Genomic DNA, 19,025 nt, shown 5'->3' on the forward strand with positions numbered 1-19,025 from the left:
TTCATAGAATAATAGTTTTTCAAGCTAAATATAAAATATTTTTGGCAATAAATTTAAGCCAACAAAGATATTAATTATTAATAAAATTTATAAATTAGAAATAAATTAATATTTTTTCACAAATAGAGTTAAATAATTTTATAATTAACTGATAATTAGTTTATTAAATAATTTTTTGACGTTTTTACAGGTTTCGGCGGTGCGTTTTGGCTGCTTGTTCAAATCAATATCGTCCTATGGCGTCTGCACTGCCGGCTAGTTGAGATCATATATTTAATATTAAGTGACTTACAGCGCAATGTAAATAGAAAAGGGCATCGGTTAGCGGCAAAGACGTTCAATGGTTGAGCGAAGATGCGGGTATAGCGTTACGAGGTGCTGCTTTTTTGCCATTTCAAACTCGCTGAACTCAAACCCGGGTGCTACGGCGCAGCTTACCAGGGTGAATCCTGTTTTTGAGGGTATTTCGGAGGCAAACCATACACCGGCTTTTACGGCGACAGACAAACTGCCGGAGGTAGCATCTGACAACTCAAGCGCCGTATAATTACCCTTCAGATCAATAGCATGGATCAGCAGGGGCGAACCTTTATGAAAATACCACAATTCATCGGAAGCGATGCGGTGGAATCCCGAGAAGTCGGAACCTTCAAGAAGATAGTAGATGGAGGTAATAGCTTGTTTCTTTTCGGTGGATGAAACCCTGTTAACTTCCATCTCAGAGCGGAAGACCTCTTTGTAAAACCCGCCTTCCGGATGCGGCTGGAGATTTAAATGTTTGATCCAATAGGCGGCGTTATTGTTTTCCATCAAATGAGGCTCTATTTATTCAACACCTGCTAAAAAATCAAGCACTGCCTGGTTAAATTCCTCCGGGTGCTCCAAATTAGGCATGTGGCCAGCATCTTCAATAACCACCAGTTTGCAGTTTTGCAGATTTTGCTGCATGGTCCTGGCCATGGCGACAGGGGTAAATTCATCCTGGCGGCCCACGATCACTAAAGATGGGATTTTGATACCGGGAAACACCTCTGATAAGTAATCAATTCTTTCGGCACGCGCTCTTAAAGCTGTTGCAGCACCCGCCGTTGAGGTTGCTTTCATCATTTTAATCACAAATTCCGCGGCTTCGGGCATAGATTTTACATGTTCGGGCCGCATCATTTTGTAGATCACTTCCTCCGCATAAGCATCCATTCCTTCGCGCTCCAGCCGGTTTGCGGCATCATAGCGCCCCTGTTTAACTTCGGGGGTATCCAGGCTGGCAAAGGTATCGGCGAAAATCAGTGACCTGATCCTGCCAGGAGCCTGGCGAAACATTTCCATAATGATTTGCCCGCCCATGGAAAGGCCCGCCAAATGAAACTGACCTACCTCCAGGTGATCCAATAGCAGGAGCATATCGGTGGCGTAGTTTTCAAATGTGGTTTTCCCGGATGCTGGCAAAGTGCTTTTACCGTATCCCCGTAAGTCGGGGGTAATCACTTTGCAGGTATCAGCTAAAGCCGCTACCTGCGGATACCACATGGTATGATCGAAGGGGTGGCCGTGTATTAAAACTAACGGCATACCTGCGCCGGTTACTTTGTAATTAATGGTTATGTTGTTTAATATCACAGTCGCCATAGGATCACAGATTTTTAACTGATTTTTGCGATTGCACTGATTAGATTGTCAGGCTTATAAATTGTCAGACTTACGAAGTTTGAGAAACTTCGTAAGTCATTTCAATTAAACTTTTTTTGGCGGCAGGTCGAATGCGATTGCTTCGTGCTCAAAATGGCCTTTGTGCGAGCCATCGCAAAACGGCTTGTTTGCCGATAAGCCGCAGCGGCAGATAGATACAATGGTTCTGCCTTGCAGGCCGTATTCATTTCCCTGCATATCAACAATTTCGAAATCGCCGTCTATTTTAACCGAACCGTTGTTGTTTATTGTAAGTTTTGTTTTGGACATTTTTGCTTTTTTTTCTGCGAAGATAATCATACCCGCGGATGAACCGGAAAGATTTGGTAAATATTAGTAGTTAAATAGCACTACTTAATTTTTACCCGGCAACTCTCCATGCAACGCCTTCCAAACATTGTCACCGACAATTTTAGCGCCTTCAGCCGTAGGGTGGATGCCATCTTTTTGATTTAACTTAGGGTTGCCGGCGACATCTTTTAAAAGGAACGGCATCAGTGTCATCTTATTTTTTGAAGCAAGTTCCGGGAAGATGGCCTTGAAACTATAAGCATAAACATTACCCATATTTGGCGGCACCTGCATGCCGAGCATTACCAATTTAGCCTGGGGGTATTTTGCTTTTACCGCATCAATTATGGCCTGCAGGTTTGCGGTGGTTTCACTGACCGGGATACCCCGGAGGCCATCATTTGCCCCTAACTCCAATACAAAAACATCCACTTTTTGCTTTAAGATCCAGTTGATTCGGCCACGGCCGCCGGCTGATGTTTCGCCGCTTACGCCGGCATTAACAACATGGTAAGGCAGTTTTGCACTGTCAATTTTATTTTGGACGACGGCAGGGAAGGCCTGCGACTGGTCATCCAGCCCATAACCGGCAGTAAGGCTATCACCAAAAAATAAAACCGTTTTTGCTGATGAAGCGCTGTCGGGTTTGGTGGCAGCGGCGGCGGTATCTGTTGTAGATGATTGCTTGCTGCCGCAGGCGGATAAGACTAATAAAAGCAAAGCCAGGTATATGGGTTTTCGTGTATACATTTCTTTTGTTAAATGACGAATATCGGATATTGAACACCGAATTTCGAAATAAGTCATTTCATCATTCAAAATTCGATATTCGGTGTTCGATATTAATTTTTCACCTTCCTAAGTCGTTCTCAGTATCTCCAGCGGCGGTTTATTTAAAACGCCACGGCTGTTTAATAAACCTATCACAAGTGTTAACAGCGCTATTATAAAAAACAGCGCCAATACCGGCCACAGGTTAATGGCAAAAGGTATTTCGAAACTGTATTTTGCCAGCAACCAGCTGCCTGATAACGCGATCAATATACCTGTTAGTGCCGATAGCGCCCCTAAAAATAAATATTCCAGCGCGGTTATAGCGAATATTTGTTTGCGGCTTGCGCCCAGGGTACGCAATAAAACGCTCTCCTGGATGCGCTGGTATTTGCTGATGCGCACTGAAGCGATCAATACCACCACGCCCGTTATAATACTGAAGGCGCTCATAAAGCGGATGATATAGCCGATTTTATTTAAAAGATCGTCAATGATAGAAATTACCTGCCCTATATCGAGCACTGACACATTGGGATATGCCCGTACAACCGCCTGCTGAAATTTGGCCGATGCTTTTACTGACGGCACATGGGTAAGTTCCACAGCAAACTGCGGTGCATCTTCCAATACCCCCGTTGGGAAAACGATCTGGAAATTGGTCTGGATTTTGTTCCAGTTTACCTGCCTTACACTGGCCACTACCGCGGGCATGCTCAAGCCCTGCACATTAAAAACCAAATGATCGCCTACATTAACATGGTTACGCTTCGAAAAAAACTGTTCAATAGATACGGGTATTTCTTTTCCGCTGCCGGCTTTTCCGATCCATTCGCCTTTTATTATTTTTTCAGAAGGGGTAAGCGTATCGCGGTAAGTAACGCGGTATTCGTAGGAAAAGGCATGTTTGGAGATCTGGGATTTGGGATCCTTTTTAACATCTTCGGCAGTTTTGCCGTTGATTTTATCCAGCCTTATGGTAACGATAGGTACCTGTTGGATCACCGGCAGTTTTTGCTGGCGGGTGAGATCGGCGACCGCCTTTTTCTGACTATTTTGAATGTCAAAAAGGATCATATTGGCCTGGTTGGCGCCTGACGACAGGCTCACCTGTTTCATCAGCATCGCCTGGATAAAAAACAGCGTACAAATAAATGCGGTGCTGAGCCCGATAGAGACGATCAGGATGATGGTTTGGTTATTTGGCCTGTAGAGATTTGCAAAACCCTGCCGCAATAAATAACTCCAGCTGTTTTGAATCACCAAACGCATTACTTTCATCAACAGCCAGGCCACAAAGGCCAATATCAGGAAGGCAATGCCAATGCCGATGGTGAAAAAGATACTTGCCACCCAGCTATCCAACTGGAAATACGTGAAAGTGGTCACAAATAACAAGATCAAACCATAAACCAGCCAGCGCAACGGATCGCGTACCAGGTTGATTTCTTCGTAAGAGATCCGCAGGGTATTTAATGGTGAAATATTACGGATGGAAATAAGCGGTAACAGTGCGAAAAGGATGGAAATGATCACCCCAAGCAAGATCCCCTGGCCAATGGCCAGCCATGATATGGTGGTGGTGATCTCAAAAGGTAAAAAATCCTTCATGATCACCGGTAAAATGTGCTGTACAAAGGTGCCTGCAAATGCCCCGATAACTGAGCCGATAATGCCTATGCCAACGATTTGGATCAGGTAGATCAAAAATGCTTCAAGGGCTTTTACCCCAAGGCAACGCATGATGGCGATGGAAGCAATCTTTTCGCGGATATAGATATGAATGGCGCTGGCAACGCCCACGCAACCCAGTAATAAAGCGATAAAACCAACCAGCGACAGAAAATGCGTCAAATCGCCAAAGGAGCGGCCGGTATTTTCTTTGCGCATTTCGATGGTCTCGTAATTCATATCGGCCTTATCCAAACGCGGGTCGATATTTTTCACCAGCTTTTTCATATCGACCGGGTGATCGTACTTGTAATAATAACTATAGGTGATGCGGCTGCCTTTTTTGGAGAGCCCGGTTTGGGCAAGGTATTGCATCGGGATATAAACCGTAGGGGCGATGTTTGATGAAATACCGGTTTGCCCTGGTGCTTTGTTTAAAGTACCTGCAATTAAAAAAGTTACTTCACCAACTTTTATTGAGTCGCCTACGTTGACGTTGTATTGCAGCATCAGGACTTTATCTACCAGCGCCTCTTTGCCATTTTTAAAGGCTGTCCCGGCTGATTCGGGGATGGTTTCAAAGCTTCCGTAATAAGGGAAGCCGCCCTGCAACGCATGTACCTGTACCAGCCTGGTGCCCTTTGATTTTGGGAAATAGATCATCGAAACAAAAGTTCGTTCTTCTGATCTTTTGTCGCCCAATGAATCCAATAAGGGTTTTACAGCGGCATCAGCCGGTTTGGCTGATGATACCGCCAGGTCGGCCCCGATAAGGCTTGCCGCTTGCGAATTAATATCGTTCTCCAAATTATACCTGAACGAATAAATAGCCACCAGTGCCGCAATACCAAATATAATGGCCGAAATAAAAAGCATCAGCCGCGAACGGTTACGGCGGCTGTCCCGCCAGGCCATTTCAAAAAGCCAGGGGATATTGATTTTTCTTTTATCCATGGCTGTTATTTGATTTCGGTTTTATCATCAGCGATGAGTTTGCCGCCCTTGATGCGGATGATGCGCTGGGTTTTGGCGGCCAGTTCCAGGTCGTGGGTAACCAAAACCAGGGTGGTGCCGGCTTCTTTATTGAGGTCGAAGATCAGCTTAACCACTTTTTCGGCGGTTTCCGTATCCAGGTTGCCGGTTGGTTCATCTGCAAATAAGATAGCCGGCGAATTGGAAAATGCCCTCGCAAGCGAAACGCGTTGCTGCTCGCCGCCCGAAAGCTGCGCCGGGTAATGATGCCAGCGGTCGGCCAGGCCTACTTTATCCAGCAGGTCCATTGATCTGGCTTTTATGTTTTTTTCTCCGCGTAACTCCAGCGGAACCATTACATTTTCCAATGCGGTTAAGGTTGGGAGGAGCTGGAAATTCTGAAAGATGAAACCCACATACTGGTTGCGTACCTGTGCGCGCTGGTCTTCAGAAAGACTACCCAGGTTAATGTTAGCCAGTTCAACCTTTCCTGAGCCCGGTTTATCCAGCCCGGCACATAAACCCAATAGGGTTGTTTTACCGCTGCCGGAAGGGCCCACAATGGCATTGGTTGAGCCTTCGGCGATGGAAAAATTAATATGATCAAGTACGGTTAGGGTACGGCCGGCACTTTGATAAGTTTTGCCGAGGTCTTCGATATTAAGTATTGTCTTCAATGTATCTTGCTTTTTATATAGATTTTGGATGTTCGTTTTTGTTACTGCCAGAAGTACGTAAATATCTGTTAAACACGATTAGCAACCTGAAAAAACTTATAATTTTTAAATTATGACATTGGTGTGAATTGGTTGATTATTTAGTCCGAAAGTCGGGAAACCTGCCTACCGGCAGGCAGGGTCAGTAAAGTCCGGAAGAAGCTTCAGTTGGTCAGGTAAAATGCGGGAGTTTGTTCTTTCGATATAGAATATCGTTCGGTGGCTAGTTTAAAAGCGACAGGGAACGCTTTTTTTAATTTAATGGCTATCAGGAGGCTCTTACGGAGCCCTTTAGCTGCTTTATTTATACTATAAACAGGCGACTCCTCTGGAGTCATGGACAGAAAGCGGCAATAGTTCCAGCGGAACGACCTGTTTATAGCAAGTGCGATTGTATCTTAATGGCTCCAGCGGAGCCCCCTGTTTTAAAAGCGATTGTATCGTCCTAAAAAAGTTTACAGTTTATAGAATAATCCCGTTATAAATTTACAGGTTGTTTATAGTCCTGTAATTGGTTTACAATTTTAGTGTTTTTATCATAATAGTTTAAAACCACTACGACGTTTACAACTTACTCCTAAGACTTTCCTTAACTCCCGCCAGCCACTCATCTTTCAAAATACTTAAAACAATAGAATCGCGGCGGCCGCCATCGCATAGGGGCATATTACTGCGTAAAATACCTTCGGGTTTGCAGCCAATGCTTTTCATGGCGGCTATGCTGCGCTCATTCCGGGCATCGGCCCTGAATTCAACCCGCTCGGCGCCCAGGGTTTCAAAGGCAAATTGCAGCAGGAGGAACTTGCAATGTTTGTTGACACCAGATCCCCTGAATTTTTCGCCGTACCAGGTGTAGCCCAGCTGCACGGTTTGATAAACAGGCAGGATATCATAAAAACGGGTACTGCCGGCGTATTCACCGGTTTTTTTGTCAAATACAATAAAAGGGTATTCAGTGCCTCTGGCTCTGTTCTTAATAGCGTCAGCGATGTAGGCGAGCATGCCGTCTTCGCCCCGGGCGCTCAGGTACGAGTATTTCCAGGTGTCGGGTTCGTTTATGGCAAAGGGCAATAAAAATTCAATATCCGTTTCCCGGAGGGGGCGCAGCAATACGCGGTCATCTTCAAGCAAATATTCAGCGTTTGGGTCGTAATTGAGGGGCATATGTTTAAAAGATTTGGAAATAATTCAGATGGGCATGCGGTAAACAACAAAGCCGGATTTTTCGGCCACTTTATCGTAAAGCTGCATGGCGGTACGGTTGGTTTCGTGCGTTTGCCAGTATACCCGGAATTCGCCGGCAAGTTTGGCTTGTTGGTGTACCTCGTTTATTAACGCTCTTGATACGCCTTTGCCGCGGGCGCTTTCAATAGTAAACAGGTCCTGCAAATAACAAATAGGGCCAATGGATACTGTTGTACGGTGATATAGATAATGGGTGATGCCCAGCAACATGCCGTCACTTTCGGCCACCAGCGCATGAACCGGTTCGTAGGCATCAAAAAATCTTGTCCAGGTCATTTGGGTGACTTCCGGTGCAAGCGCCGTTGGGCCCGAACGCCCGTAAAAGGCATTGTAGCCATCCCAAAGGGGCAGCCATTGTTCAAAATCCCTTGGTTCAACGGGGCGGATGGTAAGGTTGAATGACATATCCCTTCCTTAAATTTTATAATGTCAAAAAATCAAATTTGAACAATTTTGCGTCAAATTCTTTCATCAAAGCATCGCCGATTCTTATGGTACCGGCCACCATTTCATCAAGATGGACCTTCCGCGTGCGGTGATTGGTAATCGCCGCACGGATGACATAGTTGCCGTTGAGCAGGGTGTAGGACGGCGCTGCAATACCCGCTTCGTGCATCCGCATCAGTAGTTCTTTATTCAAAATGTTTAGTTGTTCGGTATCCAGGCTGCCGGGGTTAAAACGAAAGCATACGATATTCATGGTCACTTCGGCCATTAACTCCAATTGTGTATGCTGTTTTGCCTGTTCGCCAAGGTAAAACGCCTGGTTAATGTTTTGGGTGATCATTTCGCTGTATTTCTCCAGGCCATGTTCTTTTAACGACATCCACACCTTCAATGCTTTAAAGCCCCGCGAAAGTTCCATGCCATAGTTGGAGATGGTTTCAGGGCCGCCGGCAAGGCCCCGCTCATGCGCGGTTAGGTAATTAACAGCGGTAGCGAATGCTGCCCGGTGTGCCGCTGCGTTTTTAAATAAAACACAGCCCACTTCGTATTGCATGTACATCCATTTGTGCAGGTCGAAGGCCACGCTGTCGGCTTGTTCAATAGCTTTTAGCTGCTGCTGATAGGCCGGAGAGAGTTTGGCCAAAGCGCCGAAAGCGCCATCGATATGGAACCAAATGTTTTCTTCACGTGCTATTTGCAGCAGGTCATCCAGCGGGTCGATAGCGCCTGTGTTTACCGTGCCTGCATTCCCGATGATGCAAAAAGGGATAAAACCCTTGGCCTTATCTTCGCGGATCTTGCTTTTCAAGGCCTCAATATCAATCTGAAACCGCTTATCTACGGGTATCTTTCTTAACTGATCGCTGCCGATGCCAATTACTTCGGCGGCTTTGCCCAGGCAATTATGGGTTTCACTGCTGCAATAAGCGGTGAGCTTGCCATTGGCAGCGTAAACACCCGCGTTTTTAGCATTGGCGATGATGGTGTTGCGCGCAACGATGAGCCCGGTGATATTGGCGATAGAACCGCCGCTCACTAAAATGCCGCTACCGTCTGCAGGGTAATTCATCAATTCCTTACACCAGTCGATTACCTGTTTATCTACATACAATGCGCTTTGATCGCCGATAGTTGCATTGCTGTTCATCACACCGGCCAGCAGATCGGCCAATGCGCCCATTGGCGTACCGGTACCCTGTACCCATGCAAAAAATTTGGGATGGATATTGCCGGCAGGGTAGGGCAGGATGTTTTGCTTAAATTCCTCATAAATGGTAAATATATCCGTTCCGGTTTGCGGCAGCGGTTTCTTAAATTCTTCCTTTACCTGCTGGGGGATCGGCGTCCAGGCGGGGCGGTCGCCTATGTTTTTAAGGTAACCCACCATATCATCAATGATCTGGTAACCCAGGGTTTTGATGTCGTTCCAGTCGGCCGGGTCTAATCCAATTTCCGGTTTTGTGATTGTTTTTTCCATGATCATTTATATCGATACAAAAATGAAATATAATTTATTAATAAAACAGATTCAGATTTATTATTTTTGCGCATAACAGATGGGGAGAAGTCCGAAACCTGCCTGCCGGCAGGCAGGGTAGGGAAAGTCCGGAAGAAAAAGCGGATTTTTTTTTTCCTGGTTCTTGACTCTTGTCTCTTGGTTCTCGTGACAAATGTCATCAGAAAGATATTCGCCCAAAACCCGTTTATTGCTATTTAAAATATGATAGATCATTCAGCCCGAAAAACAATCCACGACGAAGACTTTTTGTATATGCAGATTGCGGATCGTTTGGGCAGCCAGATCCGTCAATTGCTGTTGAAGACAGGCGAGAAATTGCCTTCGGTTCGCGCTTTGAGCCAGGAACAGGGGATAAGCCTGAGCACCGCATATAAAGCCTACGTTCAGCTGGAAATGAACGGGATGATTGAAGCGAGGCCAAAGTCTGGCTATTACGTGCGGTATACGCCGGCACGGTCGTTTGATCAGCAAAAAAATGAAAAACCGCAGGAAACAAAAAAACGGAGCCTCGACCAAATGATCGCCATGGTTTACAGGCATTTCACCGGTGATAGTATCGTGAAATTGTCGCGAGCTTCGCCTGGCCTATCACTATTGCCACAGGCCAAATTGAATAAATCGATGATGGAAGCGATCAGGCTAAGCCCGAGCGGTTGCATCAATTATGAAGAGATCCAGGGAAACGAAAACCTGCGGAAGCATATTGCCCGTCACGCTTTTAGCTGGGGTGGCAATATATTGCCGGAGGATGTGGTTACCACGCAGGGATGTATGGAGGCGCTTGTGTTTTGTTTGCGGGCGGTAACCAAACCCGGCGATGTGGTTGCCATCGAAAGCCCTGCTTACTTTGGGATCTTTACCATTGTGCAAAGCCTGGGGCTAAAAATACTTGAAGTGCCTTCTGATCCGAATGAGGGCATCGATCTTGATTTTCTAAAAAAGGCGATTACCGAACATCAGATAAAAGCCTGCCTGTTTGTGCCAACCTTCAGTAACCCATTGGGTTATTGCATGACCAACGACAAAAAAAGGGAACTGGTTGAACTTTTGGCCGAAAATGAAGTGCCTTTAATAGAGGATGATATTTATGGCGAAATGTATTTTGAGAAAACCCGGCCGCGCACCTGCAAAAGTTATGATCAGCATGGCCTGGTAATGCTGTGTTCATCGGTATCCAAAACGTTGGCGCCGGGTTACCGGGTAGGCTGGTGTATGCCAGGTAAATTTAAGGCAGCCGTGATCAATCTGAAATTGATGCAAACGCTGTCGTCGGCAACCCCAACGCAGGCCGCTATCGGCAATTTTTTTGAGACCGGCCGGTACGACCTCCACATGCGAAACCTGCGCAAAAAGCTGCATTCGCAATGTTTGCGGTATACGCAGGCTATTGCAGAATATTTCCCGGAGGATATTAAGATCAGCAGGCCCCGGGGCGGTTATGTTTTGTGGATTGAATTAAATAAAAGAGTTGATGCCTTTGAATTGTATGAGCGGGCCCTGAATCATCATATCAGCATTTCGCCCGGGCAGATCTTTAGCACCGACAGCCGTTTTACCCATTTTATAAGGATAAGTTTCGGAATTCCCTATGATGACGAAATTGAAAAAAGCCTTAAAACGCTGGGGGAGTTGATCCATAAATTTTGAAAAATATCCCTTAGTCGTCAAAAAGATCAACAATTTCCCTCTATTTTCGTTAAATACCGTACTATGATCTATTCTTCATTAACACAACGCTTAAAAGATCAGCATAAAACAATTGCATCGCTTATTATTAATTTAAATAACCGGCAGCTAAACCAGCACTTCAGAAAAGGAAAATGGACCATTCATGAAAACATAGCCCACCTGGCAAAATATCAACCTGTTTTTCTGGACAGGGTCCGCAAAATATTAACTATGGACGAGCCGGAGTTTGAGGCTTACCGTGCCGAGGACGATGACGGTTTCGAGATCTACTGCGCTTTTACCACCTACGAATTATTAAAAAAAATTACGGCTGACAGGGAAGTGATTTACCAGCTGATCAATCACACCCCACCTGATAAACTTGAACGCATAGGTGTACATGCCAAATACGGGAGACTAACCATCATAGAGTGGACAGAATTTTTCCTGCTGCACGAAGCGCATCACCTGCTCACTATTTTTCAATTAGCGCATGGAGGAGTTAGTTGATTGGGTTGATTAAGTGAGTGGTTGATTAAGTTATCGCCGGGAAAGCTGAAATTCGTGAAAAAGCCCAAAACTTAACCAACTCAATCCAACTAATCAACTTAATCAACCGAAATAAATATCTTCAATCCAAAATCGTCCCTGTTATTAAAGTGTGCAGCTATGTGGTTAACGGGATTTCTTGTGTTTTCTTGTGTCGAAAAAAATATTCCGGGTTATCATATAAATCCACCGGATCTGCTGTTATTTTTACGGGCGATTATTGTTTAATCAACAAAAACCAATGAAGAAGCCTGATATTAAACCAAAACAGCCGGGTATTTTTAGCCTTTTAAAACCATACAGGGGCTTGCTTTCGCTGCTGATTGCGTTTGCGCTGTTTAGTAACAGTATAAGTTTGTGGCTGCCAAAGATCATCCAGCATGGTATCGATGATTATGTGCAAAGCATTATCAGCCATACCAAATTCAATGTTAATCCTACCCTTGTTACGTTTACAGGGGCGGTTTTGCTTATTTTTATATTTGGGTACTTACAAACCATCGTGCAAACCTATACTTCAGAAAGGGTGGCACGCGATTTACGGAGCCGGCTTTCAGATAAAATTTCGAGGCAAAGCAATGCTTTTATTGATAGTGTAAACCCTTCAACACTGCTCACCAACCTTACTTCTGATGTTGATTCCATCAAGATGTTTGTTTCCCAGGCATTGGTGAATATCATCTCTTCGGTTTTTACCCTCATCGGCGGAAGTATTTTACTATTGACAATCAACTGGAAACTGGGCCTTTGCGTCATCGCCATTATCCCCATCATTGGCGGAACATTTGCCTATGTATTAAAAAGGGTAAGGGCGCTTTTCCGCAAAAGCCGCGAGGTGATCGACTGGCTAAATAAAGTCATCAACGAAAGTATCCTGGGTTCAGCGCTTATCCGGGTCATCAATTCACAGCAACTGGAGTTTGATAAATTTTTGAAAGCAAATACGCAGGCGAGAGATATTGGTTTGGGTATTTTAAGGCTTTTTGCCGGACTGATCCCTATCATCACATTTACCGCCAATATTGCTACCCTGACTATACTGGCCGTGGGCGGGCACTTTATCATCAATAATACCATGAGCCTGGGCGATTTTGCCGCCTTTAACAGTTACCTGTCGCAGCTCATCTTTCCCATATTTGTGATCGGTTTTATGAGCAACATCATCGCGCAGGCAACAGCATCCTTCACACGCATCAACCAGGTATTACAGGCAACGGATACTTCGGAAACCGGCACCCTGGTTGAAACACTTAAAGGCGGGATCGGGCTAAAAGAAGTGTCGGTTATTTACGGGCAAAAACCTGCCTTAAAGGCGATATCGTTTACTGTAAAGCCTGGTGAAAAAATTGCCGTTATTGGCCCCACGGCCGCAGGCAAATCGCAGTTGCTTTATTTGCTGACAGCGCTGATCAAGCCAACGTCAGGAGAAATATTGTTCGACGGGCGGAATATTGATGTTTATGACAGCGAATCGTTTCACAGCCAGGTAGGTTTTGTTTTCCAGGATAGCATTATTTTTAACATGAGCATCAGGGAAAATATCGCTTTTAGCGATACCGTTACAGATGAATCATTACAAAAGGCGATTGATACAGCCGAGCTTGGCGATTTTATCAACTCGCTGCCCGGTAAACTCAGCACCATTGTTTCTGAGCGCGGCTCGAGCCTCTCAGGGGGGCAAAAGCAGCGCATTATGCTGGCACGTGCGCTGGCTATTGAACCCCGGGTTTTATTGCTGGATGATTTTACCGCCCGCGTAGATACCAGTACGGAGAACAAGATATTGGCGAACATGCAAAAAAACTACCCGGGTTTAACACTAATTTCCGTGACCCAAAAGATTGCCTCGGTAGAACATTACGACCGGATCATTTTATTAATGCAGGGCGAGATTGTGGCAACCGGCAAACATGATGAGCTGATGCAGGCCAGCCCCGAATATGTGCAAATCTTTAATTCTCAACAAAGTACCAGCAACTATGAAGTATAATTTAAACGAGCTGCAGGCAAACGCGCCCAAATCGTCTACTTGGTCGTCATTGGGTAAGTTGTTGCAATTGATCTCGCACGAGCGCAAAAACCTATGGATGGCACTGATAGCGATATTAGTGAATTCAGGATTGAATCTTTACGCATGGTACCTCATTGGCAAAACAATCGATAAATACATCTTTACGGCGCACAAAGATTACCATGGTGTGCTGGTAAGTTGCGGTATTTTACTTGCCATGTATGCGGTAGCATTTTTTTCGAGTTACTTTCAAACCATCCTGATGGGCGGCGTAGGGCAAAGGATGCTTTTTACCCTGCGGAATGCTATATTTAATAAACTGCAAATACTGCCGGTTGGTTTTTTCAACCAGAATAAGGCCGGCGACCTGATCTCGCGCATTAATAATGACACTGACAAGCTGAACCAGTTTTTTTCACAATCACTGATGCAGTTTATCGGCAGCATTGTTACGATGCTTGGTGCCGGGATATTTTTATTGTCGGTAAAATTAACGCTGGGCGCGGCAACTTTGGTACCCGCTGCAGTGATCCTGGCCTTTACCATGCTTACATCGCCATGGGTAAAACGGAAAAATGCTAAAAACCTGAAAAGCGTCGGCGGCCTCAGCGCCGAAATACAGGAGAGCCTGAACAATTTTAAAGTGATCATCGCCTTTAACCGTCGCGACTATTTTCGCAAGCGCTTTGCCGAAGCTAATAACGACAATTATCAAACTGCTATAGGCGCGGGTATCGCCAACAATAGCTTCGTGCCTGTATATGGCCTGTTTTCAAGCATGGCGCAGCTGGTGGTATTTGCTTATGGAATCTATCTTATATCCATAAAACAATTCGAGGCTGGTTTACTTATCAGCTATTTTTCATATGCCAACCAGTTTTACAACCCTTTACGGCAACTGGCTGCACTTTGGACAAGCTTTCAAACTGCCATGGCTGCCTGGGACAGGATCTCACATATCCTGGCGCTCGAAACTGACCTGGTTACCGTAAAAAGCGGCGTAACTGAACCGTCGTCATCTTTGCTTGAATTCAGGAATGTGCATTTCAGTTATGATGAAAGCAGGGAGATTTTGCACAATATCAGCTTTAAGCTGGAGAAAGGCAAAACCTATGCGCTTGTTGGCCCAACGGGGGGCGGCAAAACAACCACCGCTTCTTTAATAGCCCGGTTGTACGACACCAACAAGGGAACTGTACTGCTTGATGGCAAAGACATTCGCAGCTATGAGCCGTTGGAGAGAACCCAAAAGATAGGCTTTATTTTACAGGAACCGTTTTTGTTTACCGGCACCGTTAGGGAAAATATTCTTTATGGAAACGAACTTTACGTAAACCATACCAGCGAACAACTGGAACAGGTGATACTGGATGCCAACCTGGGGAGCTTACTGGCTATTTTTGAACAGGGGCTGGATACGAAGGTCCTTTCGAATAGTGATGGCATTAGCCTCGGACAAAAACAACTGATCGCCTTTATGCGGGCTGTGTTACGTAACCCGGAGTTGCTCATCCTGGATGAAGCGACGGCGAATATTGATACCATTACCGAAAAATTACTGAGCGATATTTTAAATAACCTGCCGGCAACCACTACAAGAGTAATTATTGCGCACCGGCTGAATACCATTGAAAACGCTGACGAAATATACTTCGTTAACTCCGGCGAAGTGATCCTCGCCGGCTCGTTTGACCATGCAATGGAGATGCTGTTGCACGGGAAGAGGGTGAGTTAATTGGGTTGACCCGATAGCTATCGGGTAGGTTGGATTGAGTTGAATAAGTTTTAATTTTCAACTCAATCAACCACTCACGTAGTCCAGGGAAATCGCGTTTAAAAACTCGTCTCCTAATTGTGGCTAAAGCCGTTGTCTTTTTGTTGTTTTCTACCGTTCCTTAAAAGGAACGACAATGAATTTTAGAAGCACAGTCTTTCATTCATTGCCGTTGGCTTCAGCCAACGGGTAAATTAAAGCAATAAAGATGGCTTTAGCCTCAATTATAAATATGCCTGGTTTTTTGAACGCGATTTCCCTACTCACTTAGTCAACTTAGTCAACCAATTTCATTTTTTTTTTTTACACTTGTAAATTACTACAAACCTATTATGCAGAGATATACAGGTCAAAAAAGAATATTAGTCGCTACAGATTGTATCATATTTGGTTTTGACGGATGGAACTTAAAATTATTGCTGGTTCAACGCAACATTGAGCCTGAAAAAAACAAATGGAGCCTGATGGGCGGTTTCATACAACCTTCAGAAAGCCCGGAAGATGCCGCTAACCGTATCCTGGAACTGCGCACAGGCCTCAAAAATGTTTACATGGAGCAATTCCAGGTATTTGGTAAACCCGACCGCGACCCTGTTGAACGCACATTGTCAATCGCCTATTTTGCGCTGATCGATATCCATCAGTATGAAGAGCAGATCAACGATGAGTATCACGCTGAGTGGTTCCTGCTGAGCGAAATGCCCGAGCTGATATTCGACCATAACGAAATGGTTAAGCTGGCCCAGCGACAGTTACGCTATAAAGCCGCATTGCACCCGATATTATTCCAGCTGCTGCCCGAGAAATTTACCATACCACAACTCCAGGCCCTTTATGAAGGGGTATATAACACCACTTTTGACGACCGGAATTTCAGCCGTAAGCTGTTATCTACCGGTTTGCTGATCAAATTGCCCGAGAAGGATAAATTCTCATCAAAAAAAGGCGCGTTTTATTATAAGCTGGATCAATCACATTATGCTGAGAATTTTACGAGGTTTTTAAACCTGGTGCCAAACCCGGACAAGTTTTTTTAGATAATAGGAAAACATCCGCTGTAAGTTTAGGGGCGTGTTTATTTATAGTTTGTTAAGCCCCGGGCTAAGGTAACTACCCTCGGGACGAACGGGTTTTCTCCCTCTCGTATACTATTTATGTTTACTGCCAGGAAATGAATGTCTGTTTTAAAGCTATAAAAAGGTTAGGATAATTTTAAACGACATCCGGGTTTTTTAAAACATTCTCCAGCGCTATGATTTCCAAATTTTAGTTAACTTTTTTGTTGGGTATTTCGTATAAGCGCCTGTCTTGTTTTGCGGGCTTTTTAATCGTTTATTTTTTTATGAGGATAAAATAGTTCCGCAAATAATGCTTTAAAAAAATGACGTATTTTGGGCGTTTTTAAAAGAGATGCGCGCTTAACAGTTTTAAGCCATTTAAATGATTGATGAAGTGTCCAAACGAATGAAAAAACTCTTACCTGCTTTAAATATTCTTATTTTTCTTTTCAATATAACTGTTCAGGCGCAAACCGGTGAAACTATCCCTTCCGGAACATTTGCAAATTTTTCCGGCGGCGGCGCGTTATCATCCCAATATAGCACGTTCTCTAACCCCGCCCCTGCAGCCATACCCACCATCGCGAGACTCATTACAACGGGTAATGTTGTTGCCTGTTTGGGCGTGGCTTCGGTTAGCCCGTATATTCAGCAATTTACGGTTAATGGTACAAACTTAACCGGCGATATCACGGCCACGGTAGTAGGCGCACAATTTGAGATCTCCCTGAATCCAAACAGCGGATATAGTGCCAGCTTAACGATTCCGCAAACGGGAGGAGCAGTGAACGGCGTGGTTGTATATGCCAGGGCCGCAGCAACAACCAGTGCAGGAAATTTAACGGGAGGGGTTAGCCTCACGTCGCCCGGGGCTTTGACTGTAAATGCCGGACTTTCGGGCATTGTAAATGGTTTGCCAACAATGGGCGGGATGTCTCCAAAGGTTTTTACGGGCGGACAATTAACTTCTGCCATTAATTTCATTGCCAATGGAAACAATGTTAGCTGGACGAACAGCAACCCTGCAATAGGCCTGCCTGCAACAGGAACCGGCAATATTTTGCCTTTTATGGCCGCTAACGCAGGTAATACCCCAATAACGGCAACAATCATTGCCACGCCGGTGAGTGTAGCGGGCGGTTGTACCGGCACACCTATTTCGTTTGTTATTACAGTAAATCCTGCAGCGGGGGCTTCGCCATCCATCGCACAAGCTACCGCAACCGGCAATAACATAGCCTGTTTGGGCGCAGCATCCGTGAGTCCCAATATACAGCAGTTTACAGTTAACGCAACCAACCTGACGGGCGGAATCACCGCTGCAGTATCTTCTGCGGGATTTGAAATTTCACTGAATGCAAGCAGTGGATATACCAATAGTCTTACTATCCCCCAAACGGGCGGAACTGTTAATAGTGTTATCGTTTATATAAGGTTGGCCGTCACCACTACTGCGGGGAATTTTACAGGCGGTGTGATGTTAACCTCCCCCGGGGCTGCTCCAGTAAATGTGGGTAGCATCTCCGGAGTTGTAAACGTACCGCCGGTAATGGATGGTAATGTGCCTTCGCCGACCTATATCAACGGGCAGCAAACAGCCGCTATTAATTTTAGTGCGAATGGAAATACGGTTAATTGGATAAATGATACGCCGGGCATAGGCCTGCCTGCAAGCGGCACCGGCGACATCCCTTCATTTACAGCAGTCAATAACGGCACTACGGCCGTCATAGCGCACATCATTGCTACCCCAACAAACCCCATTACCGGCTGTACAGGTACGCCGGTTCCGTTTACAATTACCGTTAACCCAACTGTGCCGCCAAACATCGTGGTAATTGGCCCATTGTCTCCGTTAAATACTATTTACGGCACGGCTTCCACCTCTGCAGTTTTTAATGTATTGGGTTCTGGCTTAAGCTCCGGTATTTTGGTAATACCTCCTCCTGGCTTCGAAGTAAGTACCAACGATGTTACATTTGCCGGTTCGGCTATTATAAGTTCAGCAGGTACGCAGGTTTATATCCGGTTAGCTGCAACCACTCATGCGGGTAATAATTATGCGGGACCAATTGTATTAAAGAGCCCCGGAGCTTCGGACGCCAGTATTGACATGCCCGCAAGTTCGGTTACTCCCGCGCCATTAACCATTACTGCTGATAATAAACGCAAAACCTTCGGCACGGCTAACCCTGTGTTAACAGCAACTTACACCGGTTTTGTTAACGGCGATACCCCGGCTGATTTCACCAGTCCCCTTGTTTTGAGTACGATTGCTGATATTTCATCTCCTATTGGTCAATACCCTATCACATTGAGCGGCTATGCGTCAAATGATTACAGCATAACTCCAGTTCAGGGTGTACTTACGGTAATCGGTGCAATCGTCATACCCAATACTTTTACACCAAACGGCGATGGTATCAACGATACATGGAATATTAAATACCTGGATACCTATAGCACCTGTACCGTACAGATCTTTAACCGGTATGGAGAAAGTGTTTATTCATCTATTGGTTATGGAACGCCATGGGACGGCACCTTCAAAGGGGCGAAATTACCTACAGGGACTTATTATTATGTAATCAACCTGAAAAATGATACTAAGCTTTTGTCTGGATTTATTGCTCTCATAAAATAAATG

Annotated in this window: 15 protein-coding genes; 6 read left to right on the forward strand and 9 right to left on the reverse strand. The window is 45.1% G+C overall.

Annotated features, from left to right (window positions below):
• Positions 1-321 precede the first annotated feature (321 nt).
• The 9 genes from MgSA37_RS09950 to MgSA37_RS09990 all read right to left on the reverse strand — a co-directional run bounded on the left by MgSA37_RS09950 (position 322) and on the right by MgSA37_RS09990 (position 9,276).
• On the reverse strand, positions 322-810 hold the full coding sequence (locus tag MgSA37_RS09950) for a cupin domain-containing protein (protein ID WP_096351609.1): 489 nt from the start codon (positions 808-810) through the stop codon (positions 322-324).
• Positions 811-825: 15 nt separating this feature from the next.
• Complete coding sequence (locus tag MgSA37_RS09955; protein WP_096351610.1) at positions 826-1,626, reverse strand: alpha/beta fold hydrolase; 801 nt, start codon at positions 1,624-1,626, stop codon at positions 826-828.
• Between the two features lie 105 nt (positions 1,627-1,731).
• Entirely contained in the window at positions 1,732-1,956 is a 225-nt protein-coding gene (locus MgSA37_RS09960; protein ID WP_096357386.1) for a CDGSH iron-sulfur domain-containing protein, read from the reverse strand.
• A gap of 84 nt (positions 1,957-2,040) precedes the next feature.
• A complete protein-coding gene (locus MgSA37_RS09965) occupies positions 2,041-2,727 on the reverse strand; it encodes an arylesterase (RefSeq protein WP_096351612.1) in 687 nt (228 codons plus the stop codon).
• Positions 2,728-2,835: 108 nt separating this feature from the next.
• Positions 2,836-5,373 (reverse strand): ABC transporter permease, encoded by a 2,538-nt coding sequence (locus tag MgSA37_RS09970; protein WP_096351613.1) that lies wholly within the window; start codon positions 5,371-5,373, stop codon positions 2,836-2,838.
• A 5-nt stretch (positions 5,374-5,378) separates the two neighbouring features.
• Positions 5,379-6,068 carry an ABC transporter ATP-binding protein gene (locus MgSA37_RS09975; RefSeq protein ID WP_096351615.1) on the reverse strand — a complete coding sequence of 230 codons (690 nt, stop codon included), beginning with the start codon at positions 6,066-6,068 and terminating at the stop codon, positions 5,379-5,381.
• 603 nt (positions 6,069-6,671) lie between these two features.
• Positions 6,672-7,271: a GNAT family N-acetyltransferase gene (locus tag MgSA37_RS09980; RefSeq protein ID WP_096351616.1), complete on the reverse strand. Its 600-nt coding sequence runs from the start codon at positions 7,269-7,271 to the stop codon at positions 6,672-6,674.
• Between the two features lie 24 nt (positions 7,272-7,295).
• Positions 7,296-7,757 (reverse strand): GNAT family N-acetyltransferase, encoded by a 462-nt coding sequence (locus MgSA37_RS09985; protein WP_096351618.1) that lies wholly within the window; start codon positions 7,755-7,757, stop codon positions 7,296-7,298.
• Between the two features lie 16 nt (positions 7,758-7,773).
• The gene (locus tag MgSA37_RS09990; RefSeq protein WP_197706116.1) at positions 7,774-9,276 is read right to left on the reverse strand and encodes a pyridoxal phosphate-dependent decarboxylase family protein; all 1,503 of its coding nucleotides are present in this window, start codon (positions 9,274-9,276) and stop codon (positions 7,774-7,776) included.
• Between the two features lie 243 nt (positions 9,277-9,519).
• On the opposite strand from MgSA37_RS09990, the gene MgSA37_RS09995 reads away from it, so the two are divergent.
• The 6 genes from MgSA37_RS09995 to MgSA37_RS10020 all read left to right on the forward strand — a co-directional run bounded on the left by MgSA37_RS09995 (position 9,520) and on the right by MgSA37_RS10020 (position 19,022).
• The gene (locus MgSA37_RS09995; protein WP_096351621.1) at positions 9,520-10,965 is read left to right on the forward strand and encodes an aminotransferase-like domain-containing protein; all 1,446 of its coding nucleotides are present in this window, start codon (positions 9,520-9,522) and stop codon (positions 10,963-10,965) included.
• A gap of 63 nt (positions 10,966-11,028) precedes the next feature.
• Positions 11,029-11,496 (forward strand): DinB family protein, encoded by a 468-nt coding sequence (locus MgSA37_RS10000; RefSeq protein WP_096351622.1) that lies wholly within the window; start codon positions 11,029-11,031, stop codon positions 11,494-11,496.
• Positions 11,497-11,776: 280 nt separating this feature from the next.
• Positions 11,777-13,525, forward strand: a complete 1,749-nt coding sequence (locus tag MgSA37_RS10005) for an ABC transporter ATP-binding protein (RefSeq protein ID WP_096351624.1) — start codon at positions 11,777-11,779, stop codon at positions 13,523-13,525.
• On the forward strand, positions 13,515-15,281 hold the full coding sequence (locus tag MgSA37_RS10010) for an ABC transporter ATP-binding protein (RefSeq protein ID WP_096351625.1): 1,767 nt from the start codon (positions 13,515-13,517) through the stop codon (positions 15,279-15,281). Before MgSA37_RS10005 ends, MgSA37_RS10010 begins: the two co-directional genes overlap by 11 nt.
• A 371-nt stretch (positions 15,282-15,652) precedes the next feature.
• Complete coding sequence (locus MgSA37_RS10015; protein ID WP_096351627.1) at positions 15,653-16,357, forward strand: NUDIX hydrolase; 705 nt, start codon at positions 15,653-15,655, stop codon at positions 16,355-16,357.
• Positions 16,358-16,784: 427 nt separating this feature from the next.
• Positions 16,785-19,022 (forward strand): T9SS type B sorting domain-containing protein, encoded by a 2,238-nt coding sequence (locus MgSA37_RS10020; protein WP_157750520.1) that lies wholly within the window; start codon positions 16,785-16,787, stop codon positions 19,020-19,022.
• Positions 19,023-19,025 lie beyond the last annotated feature (3 nt).

Source organism: Mucilaginibacter gotjawali, assembly GCF_002355435.1.
Taxonomy (GTDB): Bacteria; Bacteroidota; Bacteroidia; order Sphingobacteriales; family Sphingobacteriaceae; genus Mucilaginibacter; species Mucilaginibacter gotjawali.

What these genes read in the sequence shown, in the direction of transcription:
- MgSA37_RS09950 (WP_096351609.1), bottom strand. Translation starts at nt 810, where the DNA reads ATGGAAAACAATAACGCCGCCTATTGGATCAAACATTTAAATCTCCAG.
- MgSA37_RS09955 (WP_096351610.1), bottom strand. Translation starts at nt 1,626, where the DNA reads ATGGCGACTGTGATATTAAACAACATAACCATTAATTACAAAGTAACC.
- MgSA37_RS09960 (WP_096357386.1), bottom strand. Translation starts at nt 1,956, where the DNA reads ATGTCCAAAACAAAACTTACAATAAACAACAACGGTTCGGTTAAAATA.
- MgSA37_RS09965 (WP_096351612.1), bottom strand. Translation starts at nt 2,727, where the DNA reads ATGTATACACGAAAACCCATATACCTGGCTTTGCTTTTATTAGTCTTA.
- MgSA37_RS09970 (WP_096351613.1), bottom strand. Translation starts at nt 5,373, where the DNA reads ATGGATAAAAGAAAAATCAATATCCCCTGGCTTTTTGAAATGGCCTGG.
- MgSA37_RS09980 (WP_096351616.1), bottom strand. Translation starts at nt 7,271, where the DNA reads ATGCCCCTCAATTACGACCCAAACGCTGAATATTTGCTTGAAGATGAC.
- MgSA37_RS09985 (WP_096351618.1), bottom strand. Translation starts at nt 7,757, where the DNA reads ATGTCATTCAACCTTACCATCCGCCCCGTTGAACCAAGGGATTTTGAA.
- MgSA37_RS09990 (WP_197706116.1), bottom strand. Translation starts at nt 9,276, where the DNA reads ATGGAAAAAACAATCACAAAACCGGAAATTGGATTAGACCCGGCCGAC.
- MgSA37_RS09995 (WP_096351621.1), top strand. Translation starts at nt 9,520, where the DNA reads ATGATAGATCATTCAGCCCGAAAAACAATCCACGACGAAGACTTTTTG.
- MgSA37_RS10000 (WP_096351622.1), top strand. Translation starts at nt 11,029, where the DNA reads ATGATCTATTCTTCATTAACACAACGCTTAAAAGATCAGCATAAAACA.
- MgSA37_RS10005 (WP_096351624.1), top strand. Translation starts at nt 11,777, where the DNA reads ATGAAGAAGCCTGATATTAAACCAAAACAGCCGGGTATTTTTAGCCTT.
- MgSA37_RS10010 (WP_096351625.1), top strand. Translation starts at nt 13,515, where the DNA reads ATGAAGTATAATTTAAACGAGCTGCAGGCAAACGCGCCCAAATCGTCT.
- MgSA37_RS10015 (WP_096351627.1), top strand. Translation starts at nt 15,653, where the DNA reads ATGCAGAGATATACAGGTCAAAAAAGAATATTAGTCGCTACAGATTGT.
- MgSA37_RS10020 (WP_157750520.1), top strand. Translation starts at nt 16,785, where the DNA reads ATGAAAAAACTCTTACCTGCTTTAAATATTCTTATTTTTCTTTTCAAT.